This window comes from Methylobacterium oxalidis (assembly GCF_007992195.1).
Lineage (GTDB): Bacteria > Pseudomonadota > Alphaproteobacteria > Rhizobiales > Beijerinckiaceae > Methylobacterium > Methylobacterium oxalidis.
On record NZ_BJZU01000021.1, the window covers coordinates 89847 to 116340 of the forward strand.

Annotated in this window: 29 protein-coding genes; 17 read left to right on the top strand and 12 right to left on the bottom strand. The window is 71.8% G+C overall.

Annotated features, from left to right (window positions below):
• The first annotated feature begins 60 nt into the window (after positions 1–60).
• Together MOX02_RS07245 and MOX02_RS07250 are read left to right on the top strand one after the other, a co-directional pair.
• Complete coding sequence (locus MOX02_RS07245) at positions 61–804, top strand: SDR family oxidoreductase (protein WP_147025137.1); 744 nt, start codon at positions 61–63, stop codon at positions 802–804.
• A gap of 163 nt (positions 805–967) precedes the next feature.
• Positions 968–2599 carry a peptide chain release factor 3 gene (locus MOX02_RS07250; protein WP_147025138.1) on the top strand — a complete coding sequence of 544 codons (1632 nt, stop codon included), beginning with the start codon at positions 968–970 and terminating at the stop codon, positions 2597–2599.
• 34 nt (positions 2600–2633) lie between these two features.
• Here the strand turns inward: MOX02_RS07250 and MOX02_RS07255 are convergent, their stop codons facing one another.
• A complete protein-coding gene (locus MOX02_RS07255) occupies positions 2634–3095 on the bottom strand; it encodes a hypothetical protein (protein WP_147025139.1) in 462 nt (153 codons plus the stop codon).
• 115 nt (positions 3096–3210) lie between these two features.
• Here MOX02_RS07255 and MOX02_RS07260 point away from each other — a divergent pair, with 115 nt between their 5' ends.
• Positions 3211–3714, top strand: a complete 504-nt coding sequence (locus tag MOX02_RS07260) for a hypothetical protein (protein ID WP_147025140.1) — start codon at positions 3211–3213, stop codon at positions 3712–3714.
• Positions 3715–3822: 108 nt separating this feature from the next.
• Here MOX02_RS07260 and MOX02_RS07265 read toward each other — a convergent pair whose 3' ends face one another.
• On the bottom strand, positions 3823–4275 hold the full coding sequence (locus MOX02_RS07265; protein WP_147025141.1) for a response regulator: 453 nt from the start codon (positions 4273–4275) through the stop codon (positions 3823–3825).
• A 50-nt stretch (positions 4276–4325) separates the two neighbouring features.
• Positions 4326–4793: a BLUF domain-containing protein gene (locus MOX02_RS07270; protein WP_147025142.1), complete on the bottom strand. Its 468-nt coding sequence runs from the start codon at positions 4791–4793 to the stop codon at positions 4326–4328.
• A gap of 255 nt (positions 4794–5048) precedes the next feature.
• Here MOX02_RS07270 and MOX02_RS07275 point away from each other — a divergent pair, with 255 nt between their 5' ends.
• The 5 genes from MOX02_RS07275 to MOX02_RS07295 all read left to right on the top strand — a co-directional run bounded on the left by MOX02_RS07275 (position 5049) and on the right by MOX02_RS07295 (position 11023).
• A complete protein-coding gene (locus MOX02_RS07275) occupies positions 5049–6458 on the top strand; it encodes a flagellar hook protein FlgE (protein WP_147025143.1) in 1410 nt (469 codons plus the stop codon).
• A 47-nt stretch (positions 6459–6505) separates the two neighbouring features.
• Complete coding sequence (gene flgK, locus MOX02_RS07280; RefSeq protein WP_147025144.1) at positions 6506–8398, top strand: flagellar hook-associated protein FlgK; 1893 nt, start codon at positions 6506–6508, stop codon at positions 8396–8398.
• Between the two features lie 8 nt (positions 8399–8406).
• Entirely contained in the window at positions 8407–10218 is a 1812-nt protein-coding gene (locus tag MOX02_RS07285) for a flagellin family protein (RefSeq protein WP_147025145.1), read from the top strand.
• Between the two features lie 173 nt (positions 10219–10391).
• Positions 10392–10655, top strand: a complete 264-nt coding sequence (locus MOX02_RS07290) for a hypothetical protein (RefSeq protein WP_147025146.1) — start codon at positions 10392–10394, stop codon at positions 10653–10655.
• 50 nt (positions 10656–10705) lie between these two features.
• On the top strand, positions 10706–11023 hold the full coding sequence (locus MOX02_RS07295; protein WP_170267712.1) for a hypothetical protein: 318 nt from the start codon (positions 10706–10708) through the stop codon (positions 11021–11023).
• A 37-nt stretch (positions 11024–11060) separates the two neighbouring features.
• On the opposite strand, the gene MOX02_RS07300 is transcribed toward MOX02_RS07295, so the two are convergent.
• Genes MOX02_RS07300 through MOX02_RS07310 form a run of 3 tightly spaced genes read right to left on the bottom strand, consistent with a single transcriptional unit; the run spans position 11061 to position 13053 of the window.
• Positions 11061–11543, bottom strand: coding sequence for a hypothetical protein (locus MOX02_RS07300; protein WP_147025148.1), 483 nt, complete (start codon positions 11541–11543; stop codon positions 11061–11063).
• On the bottom strand, positions 11533–11898 hold the full coding sequence (locus MOX02_RS07305) for a rod-binding protein (protein ID WP_147025149.1): 366 nt from the start codon (positions 11896–11898) through the stop codon (positions 11533–11535). The genes MOX02_RS07300 and MOX02_RS07305 overlap by 11 nt, the downstream gene beginning before the upstream one ends.
• A gap of 39 nt (positions 11899–11937) precedes the next feature.
• A complete protein-coding gene (locus MOX02_RS07310) occupies positions 11938–13053 on the bottom strand; it encodes a flagellar basal body P-ring protein FlgI (RefSeq protein ID WP_147025150.1) in 1116 nt (371 codons plus the stop codon).
• A gap of 262 nt (positions 13054–13315) precedes the next feature.
• Between MOX02_RS07310 and MOX02_RS07315 the strand changes: the two genes are divergently transcribed.
• The 3 genes from MOX02_RS07315 to MOX02_RS31060 all read left to right on the top strand — a co-directional run bounded on the left by MOX02_RS07315 (position 13316) and on the right by MOX02_RS31060 (position 14782).
• Positions 13316–13741, top strand: a complete 426-nt coding sequence (locus MOX02_RS07315; protein WP_147025151.1) for a flagellar assembly protein FliX — start codon at positions 13316–13318, stop codon at positions 13739–13741.
• A 239-nt stretch (positions 13742–13980) separates the two neighbouring features.
• The gene (gene dksA, locus MOX02_RS07320; RefSeq protein ID WP_132255038.1) at positions 13981–14400 is read left to right on the top strand and encodes an RNA polymerase-binding protein DksA; all 420 of its coding nucleotides are present in this window, start codon (positions 13981–13983) and stop codon (positions 14398–14400) included.
• A gap of 205 nt (positions 14401–14605) precedes the next feature.
• Positions 14606–14782, top strand: a complete 177-nt coding sequence (locus MOX02_RS31060) for a hypothetical protein (protein WP_170267715.1) — start codon at positions 14606–14608, stop codon at positions 14780–14782.
• Positions 14783–14821: 39 nt separating this feature from the next.
• Here MOX02_RS31060 and flgH read toward each other — a convergent pair whose 3' ends face one another.
• The 4 genes from flgH to flgF form a co-directional block, all read right to left on the bottom strand.
• A complete protein-coding gene (gene flgH, locus MOX02_RS07325) occupies positions 14822–15568 on the bottom strand; it encodes a flagellar basal body L-ring protein FlgH (RefSeq protein WP_147025152.1) in 747 nt (248 codons plus the stop codon).
• Between the two features lie 30 nt (positions 15569–15598).
• Positions 15599–16639: a flagellar basal body P-ring formation chaperone FlgA gene (flgA, locus tag MOX02_RS07330; RefSeq protein WP_147025166.1), complete on the bottom strand. Its 1041-nt coding sequence runs from the start codon at positions 16637–16639 to the stop codon at positions 15599–15601.
• Between the two features lie 62 nt (positions 16640–16701).
• Positions 16702–17493, bottom strand: coding sequence for a flagellar basal-body rod protein FlgG (flgG, locus tag MOX02_RS07335; RefSeq protein WP_147025153.1), 792 nt, complete (start codon positions 17491–17493; stop codon positions 16702–16704).
• Positions 17494–17504: 11 nt separating this feature from the next.
• Positions 17505–18245, bottom strand: a complete 741-nt coding sequence (gene flgF / locus MOX02_RS07340; RefSeq protein WP_147025154.1) for a flagellar basal-body rod protein FlgF — start codon at positions 18243–18245, stop codon at positions 17505–17507.
• A 267-nt stretch (positions 18246–18512) separates the two neighbouring features.
• Between flgF and fliL the strand changes: the two genes are divergently transcribed.
• From fliL to MOX02_RS31740, 4 genes are read left to right on the top strand one after another with little or no spacing between them, the layout of a single operon-like run.
• Entirely contained in the window at positions 18513–19028 is a 516-nt protein-coding gene (gene fliL, locus MOX02_RS07345; RefSeq protein ID WP_147025155.1) for a flagellar basal body-associated protein FliL, read from the top strand.
• Positions 19029–19045: 17 nt separating this feature from the next.
• Positions 19046–20263 (top strand): flagellar motor switch protein FliM, encoded by a 1218-nt coding sequence (fliM, locus tag MOX02_RS07350; RefSeq protein ID WP_147025156.1) that lies wholly within the window; start codon positions 19046–19048, stop codon positions 20261–20263.
• 4 nt (positions 20264–20267) lie between these two features.
• The gene (locus MOX02_RS07355) at positions 20268–20807 is read left to right on the top strand and encodes a DUF6468 domain-containing protein (RefSeq protein ID WP_147025157.1); all 540 of its coding nucleotides are present in this window, start codon (positions 20268–20270) and stop codon (positions 20805–20807) included.
• Positions 20804–21697, top strand: a complete 894-nt coding sequence (locus MOX02_RS31740; RefSeq protein WP_238178778.1) for a MotE family protein — start codon at positions 20804–20806, stop codon at positions 21695–21697. Before MOX02_RS07355 ends, MOX02_RS31740 begins: the two co-directional genes overlap by 4 nt.
• Before the next feature lie 83 nt (positions 21698–21780).
• Here the strand turns inward: MOX02_RS31740 and MOX02_RS07365 are convergent, their stop codons facing one another.
• Together MOX02_RS07365 and MOX02_RS07370 are read right to left on the bottom strand one after the other, a co-directional pair.
• A complete protein-coding gene (locus MOX02_RS07365; protein WP_147025158.1) occupies positions 21781–22332 on the bottom strand; it encodes a GNAT family N-acetyltransferase in 552 nt (183 codons plus the stop codon).
• Positions 22333–22476: 144 nt separating this feature from the next.
• Complete coding sequence (locus MOX02_RS07370) at positions 22477–23643, bottom strand: type III PLP-dependent enzyme (RefSeq protein WP_147025159.1); 1167 nt, start codon at positions 23641–23643, stop codon at positions 22477–22479.
• A gap of 713 nt (positions 23644–24356) precedes the next feature.
• On the opposite strand from MOX02_RS07370, the gene MOX02_RS07375 reads away from it, so the two are divergent.
• Positions 24357–25925 (top strand): glucan biosynthesis protein G, encoded by a 1569-nt coding sequence (locus MOX02_RS07375; RefSeq protein ID WP_147025160.1) that lies wholly within the window; start codon positions 24357–24359, stop codon positions 25923–25925.
• On the top strand, positions 25922–26443 hold the full coding sequence (locus MOX02_RS07380) for a GNAT family N-acetyltransferase (RefSeq protein WP_147025161.1): 522 nt from the start codon (positions 25922–25924) through the stop codon (positions 26441–26443). Before MOX02_RS07375 ends, MOX02_RS07380 begins: the two co-directional genes overlap by 4 nt.
• Positions 26444–26494: the final 51 nt, after the last annotated feature.

The window sequence follows — 26494 nt, forward strand, 5'->3', positions numbered from 1 at the left end:
GTCTAGACGGCGGCGCGTCCGGAGGCAACAGGATTGCGGGCGCGTGAGGAGAGAGGCCAGATGGGCAAGCCGGTGGCGATCGTGACGGGGGCGGGGTCCGGGATCGGCCGGGCCGTGGCGCTCGGGCTCGGGCGGGCGGGCTACGCGGTGGCGCTGGCCGGGCGGCGTGCCGGGCCGCTGGAGGCCCTCCGCGCCGAGATCGGCCCGGAGGCGCGGGCGATCGCCACCGACGTCACCGACCCGGATTCCGTCGACCGGCTGTTCGCCGAGACGGTCGGGGCATTCGGGCGGGTGGACGTGCTCTTCAACAACGCGGGCGTGTTCACGCCGGCCGTGCCCGTCGACGCGGTGAGCCTGGAGGATTGGCGCGCGAGCGTCGACACCAACCTCACGGGCGCCTTCCTCTGCACCCGCGCCGCCTTCCGCCAGATGAAGGCGCAGGATCCGCGCGGCGGGCGCATCATCAACAACGGCTCCATCGCCGCGCAGGTGCCGCGGCCGAACTCGGCGCCCTACGCTGCCACCAAGCACGCCATCACCGGGCTCACCCGCGCCACCTCCCTCGACGGGCGGGCCCACGACATCGCCTGCGGGCAGATCGACGTCGGCAATGCCGAGACCGACATGACGCGCGCCTTCGCTGACGGCGCCCGGCAGGCGGACGGCTCGATGCGGCCGGAGCCCGTGATGGACGCCGCCCACGTCGCCGACGCCGTCGTCTACATGGCGGGGCTGCCGCTCTCGGCCAACGTCCAGTTCATGACCGTGGTGGCGACCAAGATGCCCTATATCGGCCGGGGCTGAGGGGAGGGCCGCCTTTGCCAATCCGGCCCGTTGCCCATACATAGCGGCTGCCGTCGCCCGGTCCCGGCCGGGCGCACGCCCCCTCGACACCCCGCGGCCCAAGGGCGAACCCCCGGCCGCGACGACGAACGCCCCGCGCGGGGCGCGAGAGCCGTTGTCCGCCATGCTGATGCAGACGCACGATTCCAGCGACGCCAAGGCGGCGCGAGCCCCCTCGGACCCGGTCTCCCGGCGCCGCACCTTCGCGATCATCTCGCACCCCGACGCCGGCAAGACCACGCTGACCGAAAAGCTCCTCTTGTTCGGCGGCGCCATCCAGCTCGCCGGCGAGGTCAAGGCCAAGCGCAACCGGGTCTCGACCCGCTCCGACTGGATGGGCATCGAGAAGGAGCGCGGCATCTCGGTCGTCACCTCGGTGATGACCTTCGAGTACGGCGACTGCGTCTTCAACCTGCTCGACACGCCGGGCCACGAGGACTTCTCGGAGGACACCTACCGGACGCTGACGGCCGTCGACTCGGCCGTGATGGTGATCGACGCGGCCAAGGGCATCGAGGCGCGCACCCGCAAGCTGTTCGAGGTCTGCCGCCTGCGCGACATCCCGATCGTCACCTTCGTGAACAAGCTCGACCGCGAGGCGCGCGACCCGTTCGACCTCCTCGACGAGATCGAGAAGACGCTCGCCCTCGACGTGGCGCCGGTGACCTGGCCGATCGGCCGCGGCCGCAGCTTCGCCGGCACCTACGAGCTCGGCGCGAACCGGGTGCGCCGGCTCGACGCGGCGGACGATGCCGGCGTCGTGCCGGTCTCCGGGTTCGAGGACCCGCTCTTCGACGCGCTGCTCACCGAGGCCGGCGAGGCGGATGGCTGGCGCGAGGAGGCGGAGCTCGCCGAGGGCGGCCTCAAGGCGTTCGATCTCGACGCGTTCCGCGAGGGCCACCTGACGCCCGTCTTCTTCGGCTCGGCCCTGCGCAATTTCGGGGTGCGCGACCTCATCGACGGGCTCGCTCGCTTCGCGCCGCCGCCCCGCGGCCAGGACGCCGACAAGCGGCTCGTGGAGCCGACCGAGCCGCGCATGACCGGCTTCGTCTTCAAGATCCAGGCGAACATGGACCCGAACCACCGGGACCGCATCGCCTTCATGCGGGTCTGCTCGGGCAGGCTGAACCGGGGCATGAAGGCCCGCCTCGTGCGCACCGGCAAGCCGATCTCGCTCTCCGCGCCGCAATTCTTCTTCGCGCAGGACCGCGCCATCGCCGACGAGGCCTACGCCGGCGACGTGGTCGGCATCCCGAACCACGGCACCCTGCGCATCGGCGACACGCTGACCGAGGGCGAGGACCTGCTCTTCCGCGGCGTCCCGAGCTTCGCGCCCGAGATCCTGCGCCGCGTGAAGCTCACCGACGCCATGAAGGCCAAGAAGCTGCGCGAGGCGCTCCAGCAGATGGGCGAGGAGGGCGTCGTGCAGGTCTTCCTGCCGCATGACGGCTCGCAGGCGATCGTCGGCGTGGTCGGCGCCCTGCAGCTCGACGTGCTGAAGGAGCGCCTCCAGGCCGAGTACGGCCTGCCCGTCGACTACGACGCCACCCGCTTCACGGTCTGCCGCTGGATCGCGGCGGATTCGGAGGTCGAGCTCGACCGCTTCGTCGGCGCGCACGGCTCATCGATGGCGAGCGACCTCGACGGCGCCCCGGTCTTCATGGCCACGACCGCCTTCTCGCTGCGCTACGAGGAGGAGCGCTGGGAGAAGATCCGCTTCACGGACGTGAAGGACTACCAGAAGCGGGCGGGCTGACCCCGGGCAAGCGGCCGGGTTCCCGGGGCCTCGGTCAACAGATCGGGTAGGCGCGCGGCTCGGTGAGCCACCGCGGGCGCGGAGCGTCCACCGAGACGACGTTGACGACGTGGCGGAGCGTGATCACGATCCAGTGGGTGAGCGGGCCCGGATACGCCTCCGACGCGAAGGTGGCACGGGCGAGGTAATCCAGGTAGGCCGAGGCCGTGCACCGCCGGAGCATCGGGAGCGACGGCGAGACCGGACCGGCGCTCGCTGAGAGCGCCGCGTAGCTTTCGTTCTCGACGGCGTAGGCGACGCAGTCCGGCCAGAGCAGTTCCAGCGACGGCGTCTCGTCCAGGATGACGACCGGACGGGCGAGCAGCGGCAGATCGGGCATCGGCTCGGGATCCGGGAGCGTCGTCGTCTCCACGATCACGACCCGCAGGCTGTTCTCCTCGGGCTCGCAGATCTCCCGGACGAGGAAGCTCCGGTGCCCCGACGGTGACTCCGTCATCGTCCGCCCCCCCGCGATCCCTTGCCGCCGCGTGCCGTGTCCGTATCACAGGCGCGGGCCGCGCGTATCCTGCCTCGGCGGGCCGGCGCGGCGGGCCCCGGACCGGAAGCATCCCATGCGCCACGCCCGTCTCGTTCCCTTCGCCCTCCTCGGCCTCGTGCCCGCAGCCGCGGCGGATGGCTTCGCCCTGCGCGACCTCACGGCCGCCGCCGCCGAGGCCCGGACGGCGCTCGGCCGAGGCTTCCAGGCGAAGGCCGAGCGGGAGAGGCTCCGTCTCATCTGCACCGGATGCGAGGGCGACCCCATCGTCGACCTTCAGCTCGGGCGGCAGTCGGACGGGACCGAGGGCCGTGTCCGGTCCGGGCAGACGACCTTCGACAAGCTCGAAGCCCTCTGCCGCGCCCGCAATCCCACCTGCCGGCTATCGGGATTGTCCGTCGCCCCGGCGGTCGGATGGCTCACGAGCTACAGCCTCGGAGGGACTGCCGGCGCGACCGCGACCGTGATCCGGGACGGGGACCTCCTCACCGTCCGGGTCCTCGCCGCCACCGAGGCCGTGGCGACCGCTCACGCCCGGAGGCTCGTGGAGACCCTCGTCCCGCGCATCGTCGGGCCCTGATCGGGCCGCCGGCGGGCGGACGGGCCCGCCGTTCGGGGCTCGGCCGCGGAGGTCACGAGCGCGGTTCGGGAGCGCGGATCGGGGGCGTTGGCGGGGAGGGTCGCGCCCTCAGAACTTTCCGAGCATCGGGAAGTCGATGCTCAGCGTCGATTCCGTGGCGAGCGGGGCCTCGCGCCGGCGCGGCTTGCGGTTGAGCACCTGCTTCAGCTTGCCCTTCAGGACCGACATGTCGAACGGCTTCAGGATGAAGGCGTCGGCCCCCGCCTGATGGGCGAGGTTGATGTCCTCGAAGTCGAACGACGACTCGGTCAGGATGAAGGGCGTGTTCATCAGGGCATCGTCCGCCCGGATCTCGCGCAAGAGCGCGATCCCGTCCATCGGCTCCATGTCGAGGTCGGCGATCACCAGCGCGAAGCGGCGCTCACGCATCAGCGCCAGCGCGTCGGGCCCGCTCGTCACGCCCTCGACCTCGGGGAAGCCGAGCCGGTTCATCAGCATGACGACGAGCTTCAGGAGCTTCTCCTGGTCGTCCACGACGAGGATCGGGGGCGTGTCGCTCATGGCAGGTGCTGGCTCGGCAGGTGTTGGCTCGGGTCCGGGACGGCGTCAGGTCAGATGAAGAGATGATCGATGCCCTGCTTGGACATCGCGTCGGATTGCAGGCCGACCGCGAGGGCGTGGATGGCGCTGGCCTTCGGCGTGCCGCGCTGGAGCATCGGCAGCAGGTTGGCCTTGTTGAACAGGCTCTCGGAGGCGGCGTTGCGCATGCCGGTCTTGAAGGAGTGCACGAACTCGCGCTTGGCGATCTCGCGCCACTCGCAGATCTGCACGTCGCGGTGGCGCTGATCCTCGGCGATCCGGTTGAACGCCTCCTGGATCGAGCCGCGCTCGCCCTCGATCACCTGGGCGGCGAAGTTCTGCTCGATGATCAGGAAGCTCGTGATGACGGCGAACTCGTTCTTCTTCTGCGCCTGACGCGTGATGTCGCCGAGCTGGCTCGCGCGCAGCTGCGGGTCCGAGGACAGGTTCAGGCGTGAGAAGTAGATCAGGTGGACGAGGCTCGTCCGTTTCGCGCGCATGACTGGTTTCGTCCACCATCTTCGGGACCATTCTAGACAGTCCGGCGATAACGGTGCGTAAACGGGCGGAGGCGGCCCGGACCGCCCGGCAAAAGCTGCCGGCCGTACCCTGCGCGGCCCCGCCATTCTTGCCGGGAGGGCCGGTCGGCCCTCGTGTTTTCAAGGACTTGGCCTTGGCATGCCCGTTGCCAGCCTGATCGGGCGGGCACCCGTCGGGTCGCGGTGCCCATCGCGTTCAGGGCGGGTCATCGAGCCATGGATATCTTCACCGCGCTGCAGACGGCGGTCACCGGACTGAAGGCGCAGTCCTACGCCATCGGCAACATCTCGGGGAACATCGCGAACTCGCAGACGACGGGCTACAAGCGCATCGACACGAGCTTCGTGGACCTCATCGCCGAGCAGACGCCCAAGCACGAGGTGGCCGGCACGGTGCTCGCCCAGGCGCAGCTCACCAACACGCTCCAGGGCAACATCACCGCCACCAACGTCTCGACCAACATGGCGATCAACGGCGACGGCTTCTTCGTGGTGCAGAAGAAGACCGGCGACGCCAACGGCCAGCCGAGCTTCTCGGGCGCCAACCTCTACACGCGGCGCGGCGACTTCACGGTCGACAGGGACGGCTACCTCGTCAACGGCGCGGGCGGCTACCTGCAGGGCGAGAACCTCGATCCGGTCACCGGCCAGGTCACCACGACGGGCCCGGTCAAGGTCTCGAACGCGACGCTGCCGGCCCGTGCCACCACCGAGATCACCTACACGGCGAACCTGCCGAAGACCCCGATCACCGCGAACTCGCCGACGACGGGCTCGGCCCTCTACAGGCCGCCCGCCGCGATCACCCCGGCCCCGGTGGTCACGGCGGTGGACGGCACGCGCACGGACGGCCTCCAGATCCCGGCGGCGAACGCGGCCGACTTCATCTCGAACAGCATCGCCGGCCCGTCGCTCACGGTCTACACCGAGAGCGGCGCGCCGCTCTCGCTCACCACCCGATGGGCGAAGATCAGCGACGCCACCGCTGCCACCGGCACCACCCCCGCCCAGCCCGCGGTCTGGAACCTGTACTACGCGAACACCTCGAGCGGCACCGGCTCCAGCACCGCCTGGACCAACGCGGGCACCGGCTTCGGCTTCGACCTCGCGGGGCAGGCGGTCCCGACCATGCCCGCCAAGGTGACGATCGCCAACCTGACGGTCGACGGCACCAGCCTCGGCAACGTCGTCGTCAACATCGGCAAGAACGGCCTCACCGAGTACTCGGACGCCACCGGCAAGACGACCACCAACATCCTCTCGCAGAACGGCTACACCAAGGGCGACCTCAACAGCGTCGCGGTGACCGCGGACGGCAAGATCGTCGGCAACTACTCGAACGGCTCGGCCCTGCCCATCGCCACGGTCGGTCTCGTGCGCTTCGTGAACCCGGACGGGCTGAAGCCCGAATCCGAGGGCAACTACCAGCAGACGATCGATTCCGGCGTGCCGCTCACGGGCCTCCAGGGCTCGACCGTGGTCGGCGGCAACGTCGAGCAGTCGAACACCGACATTGCCGGCGAATTCTCTAAGATGATCGTAACCCAGCAGGCCTATTCTGCGAACACGCGCGTCATGTCGACCGCGCAGCAGATGATGTCCGATCTGCTGAACGTGATCCGCTGACGGCGGCGGGCCCGGAATCCCGAACGAGCCCGGCCGGGAGGTGTGACATGTCGGTGAACGCCCTCGGCACCGCGACGGCCGGCCTGCAGGCGATGCAGGCCGCCATCGGCCTCGTCTCGCAGAACGTCGCCAATGCCGGCACGGCGGGCTACGTCCGCCGCACCCTCACGCCGGTCTCGCAGGGGGCTGCCAACAACGGCGTCGCGGTGGGCACCGTGACGCGCACCTTCGACGAGGCGGCGCTCCGGCAGCTGCGCCTCGAGACCGCGGGCGCCGCCTATACGGGGACGCGGGCGGACGTCATCTCGCAGATCGACAAGCTCTACGGGACGCCGGGCTCCTCGACGGCGCTCGACGGCATCCTCAACACCTTCACGAAGGCGCTGCAGACGCTCGCGGCCAACACCAACTCCACGGCCGCGCGCACCACGGCGGTGCAGACCGCGTCCGCGCTGGCCGCCCAGATCGGCAGCATCGCCGACAGCGTGCAGGAGCTGCGCAGCGGCGTCGAGAGCCGGCTCGGCACCGAGACGCGGGACGCGAGCAACCTGCTCGCCTCGATCGCCGACCTCAACATCAAGGTCACCGGCACCGCCGACGACGCCACCCGCGCGGCCCTCCTCGACCAGCGCGACCAGCAGATCACGCAGCTCGCCAGCTACTTCGACGTGAAGACCGTGGCGCAGCGCGACGGCACCGTCAGCGTCATGACGAGCTCCGGCGTCACCCTCGTCGACCGGGGGCTCTCCGCCACCCTCAGCTTCGACGGGCGCGGCACGCTCAACGCCAACACCGCCTACTCGACGGACCCGGCCAAGCGCGGCGTGGGCACGATCACGGCGACGACGCCGGGCGGCGCGGTGATCGACCTCGGCGAGCCCGGAACGCTCCGCTCCGGGACCATCGCGGCCGAGTTCGAGCTGCGCGACACGATCCTGCCCCAGGCGCAGCGCCAGCTCGACGACCTCGCCGCCGGGCTCGCCCGCGCGCTCACCGACAAGCCGGTGACGGGCACGCTCACCACGGGGGCGGGCGGAGCGCGGGCGGACATCGACCTGTCCAACATCAAGCCCGGGAACGCGGTCACGGTGCCGGTGAAGGGGGCGGACGGCACGGTCCGCAACATCATCCTGATCGCCTCGAACAAGGCGACCGCGCAGGCCGACCCGAGCCTCACCGTCGATTCCTCCGGCATCGCGCAGACCTTCGACATCTCGGGCGGCCCGGCGACCTACGGGGCGAAGCTCCAGGAGGCCCTGGCCGCGGTCCAGACGCGCCTGACGGCGCAGGGCGGCACCGCGGTGCCCGACATCACCGCCTCGGCGGTGAGCGGCAGCACCGTGCGCTTCTCCAGCCCCGGCACCTGGAGCGTCGCCGGGGCGAGCGCCGGGATCACGATGCCGGCCTCGGCGAGCGACGTCGCGTCGGGCTTTCCCTACATCCCGCTCTTCACGGACGGGGCGGGCACCCTCGTCACCGGCTCGGTCGACAACGGCTCCCAGCTCACGGGGCTCGCGCAGCGCCTCACCCTGAATCCGGCGGTCGCCAACAACACCGCCACCCTCGTGGCGGCGAGCGCCACCAGCACCTCGCCCGACACGGTGCGCCCGCTCTTCCTCTACGACGCGCTGACGAGCACCAGGCAGACCTTCTCGGCGGCGAGCGGCATCGGCGGCATCGACGCGCCCCACAGCGCCAGCGTCGTCGGCTTCGCGCAGGACATCGTCGCGGCGCAGGGCGCGGCCTCGGTCAACGCCCAGAGCCTCAACGAGGGGCAGGGCGTGGCCCTCGCCACCGCGCAGGGACGCTACTCGGCGAGCGCGGGCGTCAACATCGACGAGGAGATGTCGCGCCTGATCGAGCTGCAGACGGCCTACACCGCCAACGCCCGCGTGCTGACCGCCGCCCGCGACATGCTCGACACCCTCCTGCGGATCTGAGGCGCGCCATGACGACGATCTCCTCCTTCGCGGCCGGCAGCTACGTCACGCACCGCAACACCCAGAACATCCTCACCCTGAAGGACCAGCTCGACACGCTCTCGACGCAGCTCTCGACGGGCCGGGCCTCGGAGACCTACGGCGGCCTCGGCTCCGGGCGCGTCACCAGCCTCAGCGCGCACGCCACGCTCTCCGCCCTCGAGGGCTACGACGCGGCGATCGCCAGCGCGAAGACGCGGGTGTCGCTGGCCAGCGCCAGCGTCAGCCAGTTCATCAAGCTTGCGACGACGCTCAGCACCGGCCTGAGCAACAACATCCTGGGCAGCGCCAGCGCGACCACGAACGCGCAGCTCGCCCGCACCACCCTCGACGAGGCCCTCGACACGCTGAACCAGCAATCGGCCGGGCAGTACCTGTTCGGCGGCCGCATCACCGACCAGCCGCCCGTCCTCTCGAGCGACACCATCCTGAAGGGCGATGCCTCCAAGGGGCTCGCCGGCCTCACCACCCTGGTGCTGGAGCAGAAGGCCGCCGATCTCGGCGCGCCGGCCAAGACCGGCCGCCTCGCCCTGACGCCGGCCACGGCGCCCGGCACGACGCTCAACCTCTCCGAGGACCCCAACGACACGACCGGCCAGAGCCGCGCCAATTTCGGCTTCCGCCTCGCCCAGGCGCCCGCGACGACGGGCAGCGGCATCACGGTGACGGCGACCTCGACCGCTCAAGCCACGACCGCCGCCCTGAGCCGCGTGCCGCAGGTGGGCGAGAGCTTCCGCGTCGTCGTGAACCTCCCCGACGGCAGCCAGAAGACCCTCGACCTGACGGTGCGCAACCCCGTCCCGCCGGGCTCCACGGACAGCTTCCCTCTCTACCCGGACCTCGCCTCGGCGAATGCCGGCCTCAACGGGCTCGGCGGCGAGGTCGCGAGCTTCCAGAGCGCGGCGAGCCCCGCCATCACGGCGACGTTCAGCAGCGGCCAGCCCGCGGCCTTCAACATCGGGGTGACCGCGCAGCCGAACCCCGGCGACACGCTCACCGTCAGCCTGAAGCTGCACGACGGCACCACGACGACGGTGAAGCTCACCGCCAAGGCGCCTCCCGCCACCGGCGGGGCGGGCGAGTTCGTGATCGGCGCCGACACGGCGGCGACCGCGCAGAACCTCGGGAACTCCCTCAAGACCGCCCTGCAGAACGCCGCCGCCGGGCCGCTCTCGGCGAGCTCGACCACCCGGGCCTCGAAGGACTTCTTCGCGGGCTCGCCCGTGGCCGGGTTCGAGCCGCGGCGGATCACCACCGACGCGGCGGGCAACCCCGTCTTCGGGCAGGTGCCGCAGAACAAGACCGTGATCTGGTACCAGGGCGAGGATTCGGGCACGGCGGCCCGCGACACCGCCACGGTCCGCATCGGCACGGACCGCGACCTCGCCGTGGGCGGCCGCGCCAACGAGCCGGCCTTCCAGGAGGCACTCGCCGGCATGGCGGCGATCGCCGTCGAGATCCTGGCCGACCCGGCCGGAGCCGTCACGAACGACCGCTTCGCGGCGCTCGCCGACCGCACCGCCTCGATCCTCACCAACGCCAAGACCTCGCCGGGCCTGCCCGAGATCGCGAGCGACTACAGCCTCGCCTCGGCCGCGCTCTCCAGCGCCGAGGACAACAACCGCACGACCCGGGCGACGCTGCAGGACAGCCTCGACGGGATCGAGACCGCGCCGCTCGAAGACGTGGCGGCCAAGCTTCTGGCCGTGCAGAACCGGCTGCAGGCGAGCTACCAGGTCACGTCGATGCTCTCCAAGCTCTCGCTCGTGAACTATCTCTGATCCGATCAATCCAGTCCGCTGCCGCACGGAGCCGTGACGGGCCGCGAACTTCGGCCGATCTTGCGGCGAGACCCCTAGGCGGGTGCCGCGACCATATTGTCGCCGCCTTGAGGGCGTCAGCAGACATTTCGCGCGTGGGAAAGGGCGTCGCGAGATGGGAACGGGAGGACGTGATGGAACAGCTGGCTCAGCCGGTTCGGGCTCTGCGCCACTTCGCCGCCGAGGCGCGGGCCGGGGCGATCCTCGAGGCCGAGGCCGTGGTCGACGCCTACGTCTCGGACTTCCACCAGGTCGGCGACAAGGTCATCGCCCTCGACATCCTGCTGCGCGATCTCGCCCGCCTGCGGCTGCGCGCCCCCGAGCTCGACGCCTTCCTCGACGCGGTCGAGGGACACATCGACGATCTTCACCGCGAGCTCGCCCGCCGCCTCTCTTGAATCGCCATGCCCGTCCGGGCGACATGGACCGTGCCGGAGGTCAGCGCAGCATGGTGAGTCGTCTCGGAGCCCTGGTCCTCGCGGCCGGCCTCGCCGCCGGGCCCGCCCTCGCCAGGGAGCCGGCCCGCGCGCCCGCGGCGGACGCGCTGGCGCCCTGCCCGGAGCAGGGGCCGGGCTTCGTGCGCGCCCGGGGCGCCCGCACCTGCTTCCGCCTGTCGGGCCGCGTCGGCGCCGGCATCGACCTGCGCGCCGGCTCCGGGACCCGCTCGGCCCCCTCGGCCGCGGGCCGCTTCGCGATCGACACCCGCACGGACTCGGATTACGGCCCGGTCCGCGCCTTCGTGCGCATGGGTCACGGCCGGCCCTGATCGCCGGCCCTGACGGCCGCGCCGGCCCTCTGCGCCCTCACAGGCTGCGCGAGAGCACCAGCGGCCCGCTGCGGGTGCCGCGCCCGTAAGGGGAGGGCGCGACCGAGGGGGCGCCGTAGACGCTCGGGGCGCGGCTGCGCCCGATCTCGTCGGCGAGCGACTTGATCAGCCCCTCCGACACCGTCTTGGCGGTGGCCAGCACCGTCTGGTTGGCCTCGACGGCCTGCGCGAAGCGGCGGTGGCCGGCCTTCAGCGTCTCGACGCCCTGCGGCGCGAAGCGCGCGAGCGCCACGGCGTTGAGCTTGGCCGTCTCCAGCCCCTGGAAGTAGGAGGCCGCGAGCGCGGTCTTGCGCTGCGTGAGGTCGAGCCCCTGGCGGAGCCGGCCCTCGCGGACATGGGCGCTCTCCTCGCCGAGCACCGTCTCCAGGGCCTGCATGAGGCCCATCACCTCGGCGACGAGGGCCTCGGCCCCGGCGCGGTCCGCGATGCGGACGGGGGCGGAGGCACGGTCAGGCGCCACGGCCGCCCTCCTGCAGGCGCATCATCTCCCGGTAGACCTGGTCGGCGATGCCGACGCCGCCGGACTTCACGACCTGGGTGGCGTACTCCTTGGTCAGCATCGAGCGGTAGACGCCGCCGCCGGTGCCGTTCTCGCCGAGCGGCCCGTCCGTGCCCTCCGACTGCGTGAGCCGGTCGAGGGACTGCTCCAGGAACATCGATTCGAACTCGGTGGCCGTCTTGCGGGCCTTGGCCTTGGCGGCCTCGGAGACGGGGGCGGCCGCGTCCGGCTTGGCGGCGTTGGCGGCGACCGAGCCGGCGATGGCCTTGCCGACGCCGATGGCCGCCGAGGCGGCGAAGGTTGCGAGCGGGAGCATCGTTTCACCTCGCTGGGGTCAGGGGGCAGGGACTGCGCATCACATCAGGTCGATGTCGGCCTGGAGGGCGCCCGCGGCCTTGATGGCCTGCAGGATCGAGATGAGGTCGCGGGGGCCGACGCCGAGCGCGTTCAGGCCGTCCACGAGCTCGCGCAGGGTCACGCCCTCCTTCACGAGGGCGAGCTTGTTGCCGTCGCCGGTGTCGACCTTCACGGCGCTGCGGGGCACCACCACGGTCTCGCCGTTCGAGAGCGGGTTCGGCTGGCTCACCTGCGGCTGCTCGGTGATCGTGACGGTGAGGTTGCCCTGCGCGATGGCGACCGTGGAGACGCGCACGTCGCGGCCCATCACGATGATGCCGGAGCGCTCGTCGACGATCACCTTGGCGGTCTGATCCGGCTCCACCTTGAGCTGCTCCACCTCTGTGACGAGGCGGATCATGTTGCCCTGGTAGCGCGGGGGGATCTGGATGGTGACGGTGGCGGGGTCGGTGGGCTCGGCCGTGTCCGCGCCCATGAAGTCGTTGATCGCCGCCGCGATCCGCTTCGAGGTGGTGAAGTCGGGGTTGCGCAGCGACAGGCGCAGCGAGCGCGCGTCGGTGAGCCGGAAGGCGATCTCGCGCTCGATGTTGGCGCCGTTCGCGATGCGGCCGTTCGTCGGCACGCCGCGGGTGATCTTGGCGGCCTCGCCCTCGGCCGCGAAGCCGGCGATCGCCACCGACCCCTGCGCCAGGGCATAGACCTCGCCGTCCGCGCCGAGGAGCGGCGTCACGAGGAGCGTGCCGCCCTGCAGCGACTTGGCGTCGCCGAGGGAGGACACCGTGACGTCGATGCGGGTGCCCTGCGCGGCGAAGGGCGGCAGGCTCGCCGTCACCATCACGGCCGCGAGGTTCTGCGTGCGCATCGTGGCGCCGCGGGTGTTCACGCCGAGGCGCTCCAGCATGGCCTGGAGGGACTGCTTGGTGAACGGGATGTTGTTGAGGGTGTCGCCGGTGCCGTTGAGGCCGACGACGATGCCGTAGCCGACGAGCTGGTTCTGCCGCACCCCCTCGATCGAGGCGAGGTCCTTGACCCGCGACAGGGCGAGCGCCGGCCCCGTCCAGGCGAGGAGGGCGGCGAGCGCCAGGAGCCAGATCGTGCGGATGGCGAGGGTCATCGGTCCAGGGTCATGCCGGCATCGCGGAGACGGTCGGGTTCGGATCTGCCAGGATCGTGCCAGCGGAGGCTGAACGCTAAGTCACTGGGATCGCTCGATTTCGCCGGAAGCGGGCCGCGCCGCGGGGCCGTTCGGGGGCCGGCCCGTCCTGCCGACCCGGCAGGTTCTGCCGGGCCGTTTACCGCCGGTTAACCATCCCCGCCGGACTGTCCCCTCTCGGGCGCCCGCGGGGCGCCCGCCGAACCCGGATGCACCAGCGACCATGCGCGTCGACACCCGCCTCGCCGCCCAGGGAACGGCCTCCGTGTCCGCCGGCCGGCGGGCCGAGGGCGGCCGCGCCTTCTCGCTGGGCTCGACCGAATCCGGCGCGGCGGCCCACGCCCCGGCCGCCGCGGCGACGCTCGCCGGGCTCGACGCGGTGCTGATGCTCCAGAACGGCGAGGAGACGCCCCGGGAGCGACGCCGCCGCTCCGCGCGGCGCGGCTTCGACCTCCTCGACGGGCTCGACCGGCTCAAGGCCGCGATCCTGACCGGCCGCGTGCCGGCGCACGAATTGCAGGCCGTGGCGCGGCGGCTGTCCGAGCGGGCGGGCACGAGCGGCGACCCGCGCCTCGACGGGCTGATGGCCGAGATCGAGCTGCGGGCGGCCGTCGAGCTCGCCAAGCTGGAGGCATCGCGAGGCGGTTGATCGCCGAACCGGAGTTTCGCGGCCTCTCGACAAGGTGAGGGACGATCTGGAGCCGGCGAAGATTGATCACGCGGTCCCGAGGGGCCTTGCCACCGTGACGTGTTTGCCGCATCCGGCGCGGCATCCACGCCCTTCACGGGTCCGGAAGGGCGACATGCGTTGTAGAGGCCGGAGACCTCGACTATACGGCTCGAAAAATATCGTTGCGGACCGACTTTACGGGAAGTGTGAGGGCGACGATGGCGAAGGTGACGCTCGAGGACGGCTACGTTCCGACCGACGACGAGCCCTTCATGAACGAACGGCAGCGCGAGTACTTCAGGCGCAAGCTGCTCGGCTGGAAGAACGACATCCTGCGCGAGGCGCAGGATACCCTGGTCGCGCTCCAGAGCGAGAACGAGAACCACCCCGATCTCGCCGACCGCGCCTCCTCGGAGACCGACCGCGCCATCGAGCTGCGCGCCCGCGACCGGCAGCGCAAGCTCACCGGCAAGATCGACGCGGCGCTGGCCCGGCTGGAGGACGGCTCCTACGGCTACTGCGAGGAGACGGGCGAGCCCATCTCGCTCAAGCGCCTCGACGCGCGGCCCATCGCGACCCTCTCGCTGGAGGCGCAGGAGCGCCACGAGCGGCGCGAGCGGGTCTACCGCGACGACTGAGCGGTAGCGTACGGACGCCTCCGGGCGGCCTCGGGCCACCGCGCCGCAACATGCTTCGTGGCGCGACGGTCGAGTACAGCCGGGTTCCGATCCCGGTTGCAGTGCAAATCAGCTTCGCCGTGGCAAGGTCGCATAAATAGAGCGCAGGAACTTTGCCGACGCCGGTCCATTCTCGACGCAGAAACCTCGACTGAGGGTTGCCGAAATGGACAACAATCTTCTGATCATCGTGCTCGCCGTGGCGACGCTCGCGCTCGTCATCGGCTTCGCGCTCTGGCAGCGCGCCCGCGTGGCGAACGCCAAGAAAGATCCCCGCCGCTCCTCCTTCACCGAGCAGCACGGCGGCGCGCCCCGCCCGAACCGGCCCGGCACGGAGCACTGAGAACCCGGCGACGGCGCCTCCCGCCGTCGCCGGCCGCGCTCAGAAGGGCAGCAGGATGTCGACGATCTGCTGGCCGTAGCGCGGCTGCTGCACGTCCGAGATCTGGCCGCGCCCGCCGTAGGCGATGCGGGCCTGTGCGATCTTGGCCGAGTCGATCGTGTTGTCCGACTCGATGTCCTCCGGCCGGACCACGCCCGCGACGATGAGCTCGCGGACCTCGAAGTTGACGCGGATCTCCTGCTTGCCCTCGACCACGAGGTTGCCGTTCGGCAGCACCTGCGTGACGATCGCCGCGATGTTCGTGGTCACCTGCTCGGCCCGCTGCACGGAGCCGGCGCCGTCGCTGGCGCTCTGGGAGGTGGCGTTGATGAGCTTGTCGGCGGCGATCCCCGCGGTCTTGGCGTCGGTCTCCAGGCCGAAGGCGTTCGGCAGGCCGAAGCCCTCGGTGTTCGAGCGCGAGCGCTTGGTCTCGTTGTTCAGGTTCGCCTTGTCGGTGACGTTGACCTTCACCGTCACGAGGTCGCCGATCCGGGCGGCGCGCTGGTCCTTGAAGAAGGCCCGCGACCCCGTGCGCCAGAGCGAGTTCGGCGCGTAGGAGACGGGCTGCACCTCCGGCATCGGCAGGCGAACCGGCTTGTATCCGGCCTGGGCGGTCGGATCCTCGATCGCCGACAGGGCCGGCCGCTCGCCGACCTGGGAGAGCCGGTCGACGGTGTTGCAGGCGCCGAGGCCGGCGGCGAGGGCTGCCAGGGCGGCGGCGGCGAGGGGGCGGGAGAGGTTTTTCATCGGACGCATCACTCGTCTGCAGTTTCGCGCTCAGCGGATCGCGGGGCCGAACGCCGCGCTCGCCTGCCGCTGCGGGGCGGCGGGGCCGACGGAGACCCGGGCGGGGCCGACGACGACCGCCTGGAGGACCTTCTTGGACGCGACGTTGACGACGCTCACGGTCGCGCCGAGCCGGCCGGCCTCGTTCGCCTGCCCGCGCATGGTCAGGCTGACGCCCGGCGTCTCGTAGACGATGCTCACCGCCTCGCCGCGGGCGACGAGTTCGGGCGGGGCGGTGTCGCCCGTGCGCAGCACGGCCCCGGCGCCGAGCGCGCGCTGGGCGACCTCGCCGGCGAGCGCCGCGAGGTTCGCCTGCGCGTCCGGGGGCGAGCCCTCGCGGGGGCGGCGCTCCAGCGCCACGTCGGCGGCGGTGATCGGCTCGCCGCTCTTCACGGCACGGGTGAGGACGGCGACCTCGCGCATCTCGACCACGAGGCCGGAGACCCGGAGCGAGGCCTGCCGCTCGCCGAGGCTGATCAGGCCGGTCACCCGGCGGGAGCGCGGCTCGTAGACGACGTCGAGGGCGGCGGCCGCCCCGTTCAGATCGACCGGCGCCAGCAGCACCGGCGCCTCGCCGTCGAGGCGGATGCTGAGGACGCGCGGGTCGAGGCCCTGGCCGCTCTCCAGCGCCCGCTTGAGGGCGGCCTCGATCTCCGCGGCGCCGACCCGGCGCGCGGCGCGCTGCACGGCGATCTGGACCCGGCCGCCGGTCTCGACGGGGCCGAGCCCGAGCCCGGCGACCGCTTCGAGGATGCGCCGGCTCTGGATCGTGCCCGTGGCCCCGAGCGCGGGCGCCCGGAACAGCGGCCTGGCCGCGGCCTCCGCGGCCGCGCCCTCCACGAGGTCGCCGAGGGTGAGCACGTCGCCGCGGGCGGTCACGTCCCCGCGCAGGCGGAGCGGCTCGCCCGCGAAGGCCGGCAGGGTCAGGTAGCCGATGGCGGCGAGCGTGATCAGGGTCGCGGTGAGGCGGCCGAGCACCGCGGCGCCGAGCGGCGCCACGCGCCGGTGCGGCCGGTCCGCGAGCGGGGGCATCGCGACGGTCTGGTCCGGGTCGAAGGGGTCGGCGAGGACGGGCATCGCGCTCACGCTTCCGGTTAGCTGCGGAACATCTGGGAGGTGGTGGAGAGCATCTGGTCGGCGGCGGTGACGACCTTCGAGTTCATCTCGTAGGCGCGCTGGGCCGCGATCAGCGACGAGATCTCGGTGACGGCGTTCACGTTCGCCTCCTCGAGATAGGCCTGCTGCAGGTTGCCGAACCCCTCCGAGCCCGGCAGGCCGTTGATGGCCGGGCCCGAGGCCGCGGTCTCGATGAACAGGTTGTCGCCGATCGACTCGAGGCCGACCTTGTTGACGAAGCGGGCGAGTTGGAACTGGCCGAGCGCCTGCGGCGCCGTCTGGCCCGGCAGGGTCGCCTGCACGGCGCCCGTGGCGCTGATCTGCACCGAGGTCGCGTTGTTCGGCACCGTGACGCCGGGATCGACGAGGTAGCCGTCGCGGGTCACGAGCTGCCCTTGCGCCGAGAGGTCGAAGGAGCCGTCGCGGCTGTAGGCGGTGCGCCCGTCCGGCAGGGTGACCCGGAAGTAGCCCTCGCCGCGGATCGCGACGTCGTAGTCCTTCTCGGTCGAGGTCAGCGTGCCCTGCGACATGATGCGTCCGGTCGAGACCGTCTTCACGCCGGAGCCGAGGGCGAGGCCCGCGGGGAGCTGGGTGTTCTGGTCCGAGGTGGAGGAGCCGGAGCGCCGCAGGTTCTGGTAGAGCAGGTCCTGGAAGTGCGGGGCCTGCCGCTTGTAGCCGGTGGTGCGCAGGTTCGCGATGTTGTTCGAGATGACCTGGACGTTGAGTTCCTGGGCCGCCATGCCCGTGGCGGCGGCGTAGAGGGCGCGCATGCCGGATCTCCTCAGGCAACGTCGGCGAGGCGGCGGATCGCCGTGCCGCGCAGGTCGTCGAGACGCGAGATCACGCTGGAGACCATCGCGTAGCTGCGGTTGACGTCCATCAGCCGGGTCATCTCGATGACCGGCTTGACGTTGGAGCGCTCGAGCGCCCCGGATTCGAGGCGGCCCGCGATGCCGGCGGGCTGCGGCTGGTCGGGCGAGGAATAGAGGTTGGCGCCCTCGTTCTGGAGGCGCTGCGGATTCGCGAAGGTGACGAGGCGGATGCGGCCGCGCACGCCGAGATTGGTCGAGACCGTGCCGTCCGGGCCGATCTGGACGCCGGTCTCCTGCGGGCCGATCGCGATCGGGCCGGCCTCGCCCTGCACGGCGTAGCCGTCGCTCGTGACGAGATTGCCCTGCGGGTCGAACTCGAAGGCGCCGTTGCGGGTGTAGCGCACCCCCTGCGCGGTCTGCACCGTCAGGAACGCCTCGCCGCGCACCGCCACGTGGAGCGGGTTGCCCGTCTGCTCGATCGGCCCCTGGCCGAGATCGAGGGTGGTGCCCTGGTCGATCACGTAGGAGAGGCGCCGGTCCGAGGTCTTGAAGGAATCCGCGCTCGCCACCGGCATCAGGTATTCCTGGAAGCGGGCGTTGCGGGCCTTGAAACCGGTGGTCGAGACGTTCGCCATGTTGTTGGCGATCACGTCGAGCTCGCGCTGGAGCGCGACCTGGCTCGACACACCGACGAAGAGAGCGTTCTGCATCGCTTGAACCCGGGCTGGCGCGGGGGGCGCCGTTAACGTTACCCGCATCCCCCGTGCCAGACGGAGACGGCCCGGTTTCTCTCGCGAAATCAGCGCCTTGTGGCGCCGGCGCCGCGCCGGGCGGTGTGTCCCCGGTGCGCCTGCCGGCAAACATCGCCCGGCAGAAATTGCCGGCTTAACCGGCCGTTAACCGTACGGGCGAATACCTGAAGCCGGCCGCATCCCGCACAACCCGCGGTGTGCGGGCCGGAGCTCGGAAGACGGGTCATGGCCAAGAAGCCGAAGAAGGCGCCCGCCGAAGGCGAGGGCGGCGAGGGCGAAGCCCCGAAAAGCAAGAAGAAGCTCGTCGTCATCGCGGCCGCGGCACTCCTCGCGGCGGGCGGGGGCGGCGGGTTCTTCGTGATGAAGAAGCGCGCCGCCGCGCACGCGGAAGCCGAGCAGGCGGCCCAGCAGCCCGTCGACACCCGCAAGACCGCCGTCTTCCTCGACGTGCGCGAGATGGTGCTCAACCTCACGCCCGAGCTCGGCCAGGACAAGGCGCGCTTCGCCAAGCTCCGGATCGCGCTGGAACTGCGCGACGCCAAGGTCGAGGCCGAGGTGAAGCCGCTGATGCCGCGGGTCGAGGACACGCTGCAGGTCTACATGCGCGAGCTGCGCGCCACCGACCTTGCCGGGTCGGCCGGCCTCTACCGCCTGCGCGAGGAATTGCTGCGGCGGGTCAACATCGCGCTCCACCCGGCACGGGTCGAGGCGGTGCTCTTCAAGGACGTGATCATCCAGTAGCGGTTGTCGAGAGCACGATGGAACCCGACGATCCGAACCTGGAGGACGACTGGTCCGCCGCCCTGCTGGAGCAGAATGGCGAGGGCGGCGGCGACGCCTCGCTCGCCGAGGAATGGGGCGCGGCGCTCGCCGAGCAGGGCACCACCCGCAACGCCAGCGACGTCGCCGCCGAGTGGGCGACGATGATCGAGGACGGGGAGACCGACAATCTCCCCGAACTCGCCGGCAACGACCGCATCCTCAACCAGGAGGAGATTGACGGGGTCCTCGGCTTCTCGCTGCGCGAGCTGTCGGCCTCGGGCGCGGGCGGCGTTCGCGCCATCGTGGATTCGGGCGTCGTCCAGTACGAACGCCTGCCGATGCTGGAGATCGTCTTCGACCGGATGATCCGGTTGCTGTCGACGAGCCTGCGCAACTTCTTCCAGGACAACGTCGAGGTCACCCTCGACAACATCACCTCGGTCCGCTTCGGCGACTACCTCAACGCGATCCCGCTGCCGACCCTGCTCGGCGTGTTCCGGGCGGATGCCTGGGAGAATTCCGGCCTCGTCACGGTCGAGTCGAACCTCGCCTACTCGACCCTCGACCTCCTGCTCGGCGGCAAGCGCGGCGGCACGTCGAGCCGGCTCGACGGGCGGCCCTTCACGACGATCGAGATGCAGCTCGTGCGGCGCCTCGTGGAGATCATCCTGGGCGACCTCGAACTCTCGTTCCAGCCGCTCTCGCCGGTGCGCTTCCTGATCGACCGGATCGAGACCAACCCGCGCTTCGCCACGATCACCCGGCCCGCCAACGCCGCCATCCTGATCGGCCTGCGCCTCGACATGGACGGGCGCGGCGGCCTGCTGCAGATCCTGTTCCCCTACGCGACGATCGAGCCGATCCGTGAACTGCTCATGCAGAGCTTCATGGGCGAGAAGCTCGGCCGCGACCACGTCTGGGAGGGGCACCTCGCCACCGAGATCTGGCAGGCGGACGTGGCGATGGAGGCGGTCCTCCACGAGATGATGCTGCCGCTCAAGCGCGTCATGGGCCTCCGGGTCGGCGACACGCTGATGTTCGACGCCAAGCCCACGGACCTGATCACGGTGCGCTGCGGCGACTGGGCCCTTACGCAGGGCCGGATCGGGCGCGTCGACGACAACATCGCCGTGCAGGTGACGCGGCCCCTGCGCCGCTCGCGCACCACGCTGCAGGCCTTCGAGGCCTCCATGAACAACCGAAACGACGGGTAGCGTCATGAGTATCTTCGTCACGCTCCTCGCCGATGTCCTCGTCGCCGTCCTGCTCGTCGCGACGATCGCGACCTCGATCCGGCTCTCGCGCCGGATCGCGCAGCTCAAGGGCGACGAGACGGCTTTGCGCCAGACCATCGGCGACCTGATGGTGGCCACGAGCAACGCCGAGCGGGCGATCGTCGGCCTGCGCGGCGCGCTCGCCGAGTGCGACCGGACGCTGGCCGAGCGCCTCGGCACCGCCGAGCGCTACGCCGCCGACATCGCCGCGCAGGTCGAGGCGGGCCAGGGCGTGATCGCCCGCATCGGCGCGATCGTGGCCGAGTTCCGGCCCGGTGCGCAGGCCCGGCCCGAAGCCCAGTCCCAAGCCCAGTCCCCTGTTCGGGGCCGGCCCGAGCCGCTATCGCCGCCGGCCGTGGCCGTCCCGGCCGCCGCGCCCGTCCTGCCGGAGAGCCCCAACGGCGAGCGCCTCGGCGCCGCCGCGGCTGCCGCGCTCGCCATGTCCGAGCGCGCGCTGAGCCGCGTCCGGAGCCGCGCCGCGTGAGCCGCAAGCCCGCCAAGATGCCGGCGCCCGCGCCGAGCCCAGCGGCGCCGGTCGCGAAGGTGCCAGTCCCGGTCGCCCTGCCGGAGCCGGGCCCGGTCGCCAAGGCCGCCAAGGCCCGCACGCCCCTCGGCCGGGCACGCCGCCGCCCGCAGCGCCCGCTTCGCCTGCGCCTGATCGACGCCGTGACGCTGGCAGCCGCCGGCCTCCTCGTTCTCAAGCTCGCCTCCATCGCCACCGACGCCGACCGGCCGGGCACCGAGCTTCCGAGCTTCGCCCGGGTGCTGGCGGAAGCGCGGAGCGGCTACGAGCCGCCGGACCCGACGACGACGGGCTCTGTCGGCGCCAAGGAGCCCGAGAAGGAGAAGCCGCCCGAGCCGCCGCCGCAGGCGCAGCCGCCGATGCAGGAGCCGATGTCGCCGGCCGAGCGCGCCCTCCTGGAGAAGCTCGGCGCCCGCCGCGACGCCCTGAAGCAGCGCAGCCAGGACCTCGACCTGCGCGAGCAGATGCTCGGCGAGGCCGAGCGCAAGCTCGAGAGCGGGCTCGGCGACCTCAAGCAGGCGGAGGAGAAGGCCGACGCCGGCGGCGCCAGGCGCGCCGAAGCGGAGAAGGCTGGCCTGAGGAACATCGTCACCATGTACGAGACGATGAAGCCGAAGGACGCCGCCCGCGTCTTCGACCGGCTCAACCACGACGTGCTGGTGCCGATCGTGCTCGCCATGAACCCGCGCAAGATGGCCGAGGTGCTGGCCGTGATGCAGCCGGACGCCGCCGAGAAGCTCACCGTGGCGCTGGCCAACCGCGCCCGCGGCATCGCGGGCCCGCAGGCCCAGGCGAGCGCAGGGCCGGCCCTGCCGCCGAACGAGCTGCCGGCGATCGAGCCGGCCCGCTGAAATCGCGTCCCGGCGCGATCGGCATGCGCGCGCCCCCGTCCCGGGCGGGACGGGGGTCTGTCGGCATTCAGCCCGGGAGGCCGTCAGGCCGCGCGTCGTCGCGCCTCGGCCGCGACGACCGGGACAGCCTCCGCCGGGGCGGGGATGCCGGTCGGGCGCACGAGGCCCTCGGCCCCCGCGAGAGCGCCCTCGCGCAGCTCGAGGCCGAGGAAGCGCTCGCGCTCGAACGGGCCGGGCAGCCAGAGGTCGGCGGCGAGGTCCGGGTCGAAGCCGAAGCGGGCGTAGTAGGGCGCGTCGCCGACGAGCAGCACCGCGCCGTGGCCGAGCGCCTCGGCCCGGCCGAGCGCGGCGTGCATCATCACCTTGCCGAGGCCCTGGCCGTGGATCGCCGGCTCGACCGCGAGCGGCCCGAGCAGCAGGGCCGGGCGGGCGGGGCCCGCCTCGACGTGCCAGAGCCGCACGGTGCCGACGAGGCGGCCGCGGCGAGTCGCCGTGAGGGCGAGCCCGCGCGCGGGCAGCCGCCCCTCGCGCAGGCGCTCAGAGGTCTTGGCGGATCGCGACGGGCCGAAGCAGGCGTCGAGCAGGCGCTCGCGGCCGGCGACGTCGGAGGGGTGCTCTTCGCGGATCTCGATCACGGCCGTGGCCTCCCGGACAGGTTGGGGAGAAGCGACAGCCCTCGCACCCGCCTCGTGCCCGAGGCCGGCCGTCCGGGACGGTGAGGTTCGGAAGGGGCGCCGGTGGGGCGCCGGAGCCGGGCGGGGGTCCCGCCCGGGCGAGGATCAGATCACGATCTGCTCGAGCGGGGGGAAGCCGTTGAAGGCCACCGCCGCGTAGGTCGTGGTGTAGGCGCCCGCGCCCTCGATGAGGACCTTCTCGCCGATGGAGAGCGAGACCGGCAGCGGGTAGTGCACCTTCTCGTAGAGGACGTCCGCCGAGTCGCAGGTCGGGCCGGCGAGCACGCAGGGGGCCATGCGGTCCTCGTCGTGCTCGGTGCGGATCGCGTAGCGGATCGACTCGTCCATCGTCTCGGCGAGACCGCCGAACTTGCCGATGTCGAGGTAGACCCAGCGCACCTCGTCCTCCGCGTCCGACTTCTTCGAGACGAGCACGACCTCGGCCTCGATGATGCCGGCGTTGCCGACCATGCCGCGGCCCGGCTCGATGATTGTCTCCGGGATCTGGTTGCCGAAGTGCTTGGTCAGCGCCCGGAAGATCGCGTCGCCGTAGGATTCCACGCCCGGCACCTGCTTGAGGTACTTGGTCGGGAAGCCGCCGCCGAGGTTGACCATCGAGAGGCCGATGCCGCGCAGGGCGCACGCGCGGAAGATCATGGAGGCGGAGGCGAGCGCCCCGTCCCAGGCTTCCGTGTTCGCCTGCTGCGAGCCGACGTGGAACGAGACGCCGTAGGCGGCGAGCCCGTGCCGGTGGGCGTGCTCCAGCACGTCGACCGCCATCTCGGGCACGCAGCCGAACTTGCGCGAGAGCGGCCACTCGGCGCCGGCCCCGTCGCAGAGGATGCGGCAGAACACCTTCACGTCGCCGGCCTCGATGTCCGACGCCGCGGCCGCGCGAGAGATCTTCTCGACCTCGGCCTCGCAGTCGACGGCGAAGAGGCGCACGCCGAGCCTCAAAGCGCGGCCGATGCAGCGCTCCTTCTTGATCGTGTTGCCGAAGGAGATCCGGTCGGCGGTGGCGCCGGCGGCGAGCGCCATCTCGATCTCGGCCACCGAGGCCGTGTCGAAGCAGGAGCCCATCTCGGCGAGCGCGCGCAGCACCTCCGGCGCCGGGTTCGCCTTGACGGCGTAGAAGACGCGGGTGTCGGGCAGCGCCCGGGCGAAGGCGGTGTAGTTCTCGCGCACCACGTCGAGGTCGAGGACCATCACGGGGCCCTCGTCGCGGCCGAGGTCGCGGCGTGCGCGCAGGAAGTCGCGGATGCGATCGGTCATGGACGTCCCCACCACAGGTTCGCAGGCGCCCTCACGCGGGGCGCGATGTCGAATGTCTGGCGATCCGCGCGGGACCGCCGGCGTCAGGGGGCGATGCGACGCGCGGGCCCGTGTGCTTTGGAGACACGCGGATCCGAGCGGGCGCAGAGCACCCGGAAGCTGCCGTGGATTGGTAGGGGAGACCCCAACCGCACGCCGGGCAAAGAGAAACAAGCCTCTTCGGTGCCGGCCTTTGGAGGGCCGACGAGACCAAAAAAGCCCGTTCGTCGTTGCTTTAAGCTGCGTCCCCCGTGGAGAGCGGGGTTCGCCGGTTTCGCCTCCGGCTGCCGGTTGTTGTCGGGGTCCGGTGTCGCCACCTGGATGCCGGCCGGAGGGAATCCACCCTTTCGACCATCGATCCTTTAAGACCCCTGGCGGCTGTCCGGCAGTTGACCGGATGCCCACCAACCGACACGCGGCCACAGGCACGTGCGAAATTGGGCAAGCGGGATATACGTGCGGCGCCCCCCCGTCACAAGGGAAAAACGCAGGCAACCGCCGAGGAATCCCCGCTCTTTCGCGGTTTTGTTGCAGAAACGCCGCGCCGCCTCCGGCGCGGGCTTCCCAAGCGCCGGGGGAGGGGGCATCTCACACGGCGTCGACCCGGCCGCGCCCGCGCCGGACACGGCTTTCTCCGGCCCCGACTTCCCTCAGGCCCCGACACGACGAGGACCATGACCGAGCCCAGCCGCCGCGCCATCGTCACCGGCCTCGCGGCCGCCGCCCTCGCGCCGGGCGCGGCCTTTGCCGGAGGGGAGGGGCGCAACCCGAGGCCGTTCGGGTTCGAGACGGTCGAGGCGCGCGCCCGCGAGCTCGCCGCCGCCCCGTTCGACCTGCGCGAGCCGACCCTGCCGCCGCCGCTGGCCAAGCTCGACTACGACGCCTGGCGCGACATCCGCTTCCGGCCCGACAAGGCGTTCCTCAACGTGCCGGGCAGCCCCTACCGGCTCCAGCTTTTTCACCTCGGCTTCCTGTTCAAGCGGCCGGTGACGGTGAACCTCCTGCGCCGCGGCGTCTCGACGCCGATCGCCTACCAGCCGAGCCTGTTCGATTTCGGCCGCACCAAGATCGACAAGCCCCTGCCGGTCGATCTCGGCTTCGCGGGCCTGCGCTTCCACACCGACCTCAACCGGCCGAACTTCCTCGACGAGCTGATCGTCTTCCTCGGGGCGAGCTACTACCGCTTCCTCGGGCGCGACCAGCTCTACGGGCTCTCGGCGCGCGGCCTCGCGGTCGACGTGGAGGGCGCGGACGGGCCGGAGGAGTTCCCGTTCTTCCGCGAATTCTGGGTGGAGACGGCGGAGGCGGACGGCGACCCGCTCGTCCTCTACGCGCTCCTCGACAGCCCGGCGCTCGCGGGCGCCTACCGGTTCACGGTGCGGCCGGGCGCGGAGACGAGCGTCACGGTCGAGGCCGCGCTCCACCCCCGGCGCGAGGTCGCCACGGTCGCCCTGGCGCCGCTCACCTCGATGTACTTCATCGGCGAGAACGACCGCCAATCCTCGGACGATTACCGGCCGGAGCTGCACGATTCGGACGGCCTGCTGATGGCGGCGGGGACCGGCGAGTGGCTCTGGCGGCCCCTGGACAACCCGCGGGCGCGCCGCATCTCGAGCTTCGCCGACACGGATCCGAAGGGCTTCGGCCTGATGCAGCGCGACCGCAGCTTCGAGGATTACCAGGATCTCGAGGCGAGCTATCACCGCAGGCCCGGCTACTTCGTCGAGCCCGAGGGGGCGTGGGGCGAGGGCAGCGTGATGCTGATGGAACTGCCGACCGACAACGAGACGGCGGACAACATCGTCGCGGGCTGGCGCCCGAAGGCGCCGCTGCGGCCGGGCGAGCCCCTGCGCATCGCCTACCGGGTCCGGGCGATCGGACGGGACGATCTCCACGGCAACGCCCGCGTCGTCAACACCTACGTGGTCGGCGCGGCCGCGAGCGGGGCGGCGCGGCAGGCGGGGGAGCCGCCCGCGCTCACCCGCCGCTTCCTCGTCGATTTCGCGGGCGGCGACCTCGGCTACCATCTGTCCGATCCGGCCGGCGTCGCCGTGGTGGCGAGCACCTCGCGCGGGCAGGTGGTGGCGACCTCGCTCACCCCGAACCCGCACATCCGGGGCCTGCGCGCTGCGATCGACGTCCGCCTCGACGCGGCCGGGGACGGCACGGAGCTCAGGGCCTTCCTGCAGGCCGGCACCCGCGCGCTGAGCGAGACCTGGACCTACGCCTGGGCCGCCGCGTGAGCACCCTCGCGCCGAGCCGTACCACCACGATCCACCTGCGCGAGGCGACGCGCGCGGACCTCGACGCCCTCGTGGCTCTGGAGCAGGCGGCCTTCGCGAGCGACCGGGCGGAGCGCCGGGCGATCCGCCACGCCATCGACTCCCCGAGCATGACGCTGCTGGTGGCCCTGGCCGACGACGCGTCGGGCGCTCCCGTCCTCGTCGGGGCGGCGACGCTGGAACGGCGCCGGGGCAGCCGGCGTGCGCGCCTGTCCTCGATCGCGGTGGCGCCGAGCCGAATCGGCCTCGGCCTCGGGGGAAAGCTGCTCGACGCGGCCGAGGCGGACGCGGCCGAGCGTGGCTGCTCGCATCTGCGCCTGGAGGTGCGGGCCGACAACGCCGCCGCCATCCGCCTCTACGAGCACCGCGGCTACCGGCGCTTCGCGGTCAAGCCGGGCTACTACGAGGACGGGATGGAAGCGTGGCGCTACGAGAAGGCCCTGCAGGGGCAGGGCGCGCCCGACCGCTCCCGTTCCTGAGAGGGGGTCCGCGCCTGAATGTTCGGGGCAGAGCGGCCCCCACCTCTCCCG

Excerpts from the sequence above, each read along its gene's own strand:
- MOX02_RS07260 (WP_147025140.1), top strand. The coding sequence starts at position 3,211 with ATGCGCCACGCCCGTCTCGTTCCCTTCGCCCTCCTCGGCCTCGTGCCC.
- dksA (WP_132255038.1), top strand. The coding sequence starts at position 13,981 with ATGGCGAAGGTGACGCTCGAGGACGGCTACGTTCCGACCGACGACGAG.
- flgA (WP_147025166.1), bottom strand. The coding sequence starts at position 16,639 with ATGCCCCCGCTCGCGGACCGGCCGCACCGGCGCGTGGCGCCGCTCGGC.
- flgK (WP_147025144.1), top strand. The coding sequence starts at position 6,506 with ATGTCGGTGAACGCCCTCGGCACCGCGACGGCCGGCCTGCAGGCGATG.
- MOX02_RS07375 (WP_147025160.1), top strand. The coding sequence starts at position 24,357 with ATGACCGAGCCCAGCCGCCGCGCCATCGTCACCGGCCTCGCGGCCGCC.
- MOX02_RS07285 (WP_147025145.1), top strand. The coding sequence starts at position 8,407 with ATGACGACGATCTCCTCCTTCGCGGCCGGCAGCTACGTCACGCACCGC.
- MOX02_RS31060 (WP_170267715.1), top strand. The coding sequence starts at position 14,606 with ATGGACAACAATCTTCTGATCATCGTGCTCGCCGTGGCGACGCTCGCG.
- flgG (WP_147025153.1), bottom strand. The coding sequence starts at position 17,493 with ATGCGCGCCCTCTACGCCGCCGCCACGGGCATGGCGGCCCAGGAACTC.
- MOX02_RS07250 (WP_147025138.1), top strand. The coding sequence starts at position 968 with ATGCTGATGCAGACGCACGATTCCAGCGACGCCAAGGCGGCGCGAGCC.
- MOX02_RS07295 (WP_170267712.1), top strand. The coding sequence starts at position 10,706 with ATGGTGAGTCGTCTCGGAGCCCTGGTCCTCGCGGCCGGCCTCGCCGCC.
- MOX02_RS07265 (WP_147025141.1), bottom strand. The coding sequence starts at position 4,275 with ATGAGCGACACGCCCCCGATCCTCGTCGTGGACGACCAGGAGAAGCTC.
- flgH (WP_147025152.1), bottom strand. The coding sequence starts at position 15,568 with ATGAAAAACCTCTCCCGCCCCCTCGCCGCCGCCGCCCTGGCAGCCCTC.
- MOX02_RS07315 (WP_147025151.1), top strand. The coding sequence starts at position 13,316 with ATGCGCGTCGACACCCGCCTCGCCGCCCAGGGAACGGCCTCCGTGTCC.
- MOX02_RS07370 (WP_147025159.1), bottom strand. The coding sequence starts at position 23,643 with ATGACCGATCGCATCCGCGACTTCCTGCGCGCACGCCGCGACCTCGGC.
- flgF (WP_147025154.1), bottom strand. The coding sequence starts at position 18,245 with ATGCAGAACGCTCTCTTCGTCGGTGTGTCGAGCCAGGTCGCGCTCCAG.
- MOX02_RS07245 (WP_147025137.1), top strand. The coding sequence starts at position 61 with ATGGGCAAGCCGGTGGCGATCGTGACGGGGGCGGGGTCCGGGATCGGC.
- fliM (WP_147025156.1), top strand. The coding sequence starts at position 19,046 with ATGGAACCCGACGATCCGAACCTGGAGGACGACTGGTCCGCCGCCCTG.
- MOX02_RS07255 (WP_147025139.1), bottom strand. The coding sequence starts at position 3,095 with ATGACGGAGTCACCGTCGGGGCACCGGAGCTTCCTCGTCCGGGAGATC.
- MOX02_RS07270 (WP_147025142.1), bottom strand. The coding sequence starts at position 4,793 with ATGCGCGCGAAACGGACGAGCCTCGTCCACCTGATCTACTTCTCACGC.
- MOX02_RS07290 (WP_147025146.1), top strand. The coding sequence starts at position 10,392 with ATGGAACAGCTGGCTCAGCCGGTTCGGGCTCTGCGCCACTTCGCCGCC.
- MOX02_RS07305 (WP_147025149.1), bottom strand. The coding sequence starts at position 11,898 with ATGCTCCCGCTCGCAACCTTCGCCGCCTCGGCGGCCATCGGCGTCGGC.
- MOX02_RS07355 (WP_147025157.1), top strand. The coding sequence starts at position 20,268 with ATGAGTATCTTCGTCACGCTCCTCGCCGATGTCCTCGTCGCCGTCCTG.
- MOX02_RS07310 (WP_147025150.1), bottom strand. The coding sequence starts at position 13,053 with ATGACCCTCGCCATCCGCACGATCTGGCTCCTGGCGCTCGCCGCCCTC.
- MOX02_RS07275 (WP_147025143.1), top strand. The coding sequence starts at position 5,049 with ATGGATATCTTCACCGCGCTGCAGACGGCGGTCACCGGACTGAAGGCG.
- fliL (WP_147025155.1), top strand. The coding sequence starts at position 18,513 with ATGGCCAAGAAGCCGAAGAAGGCGCCCGCCGAAGGCGAGGGCGGCGAG.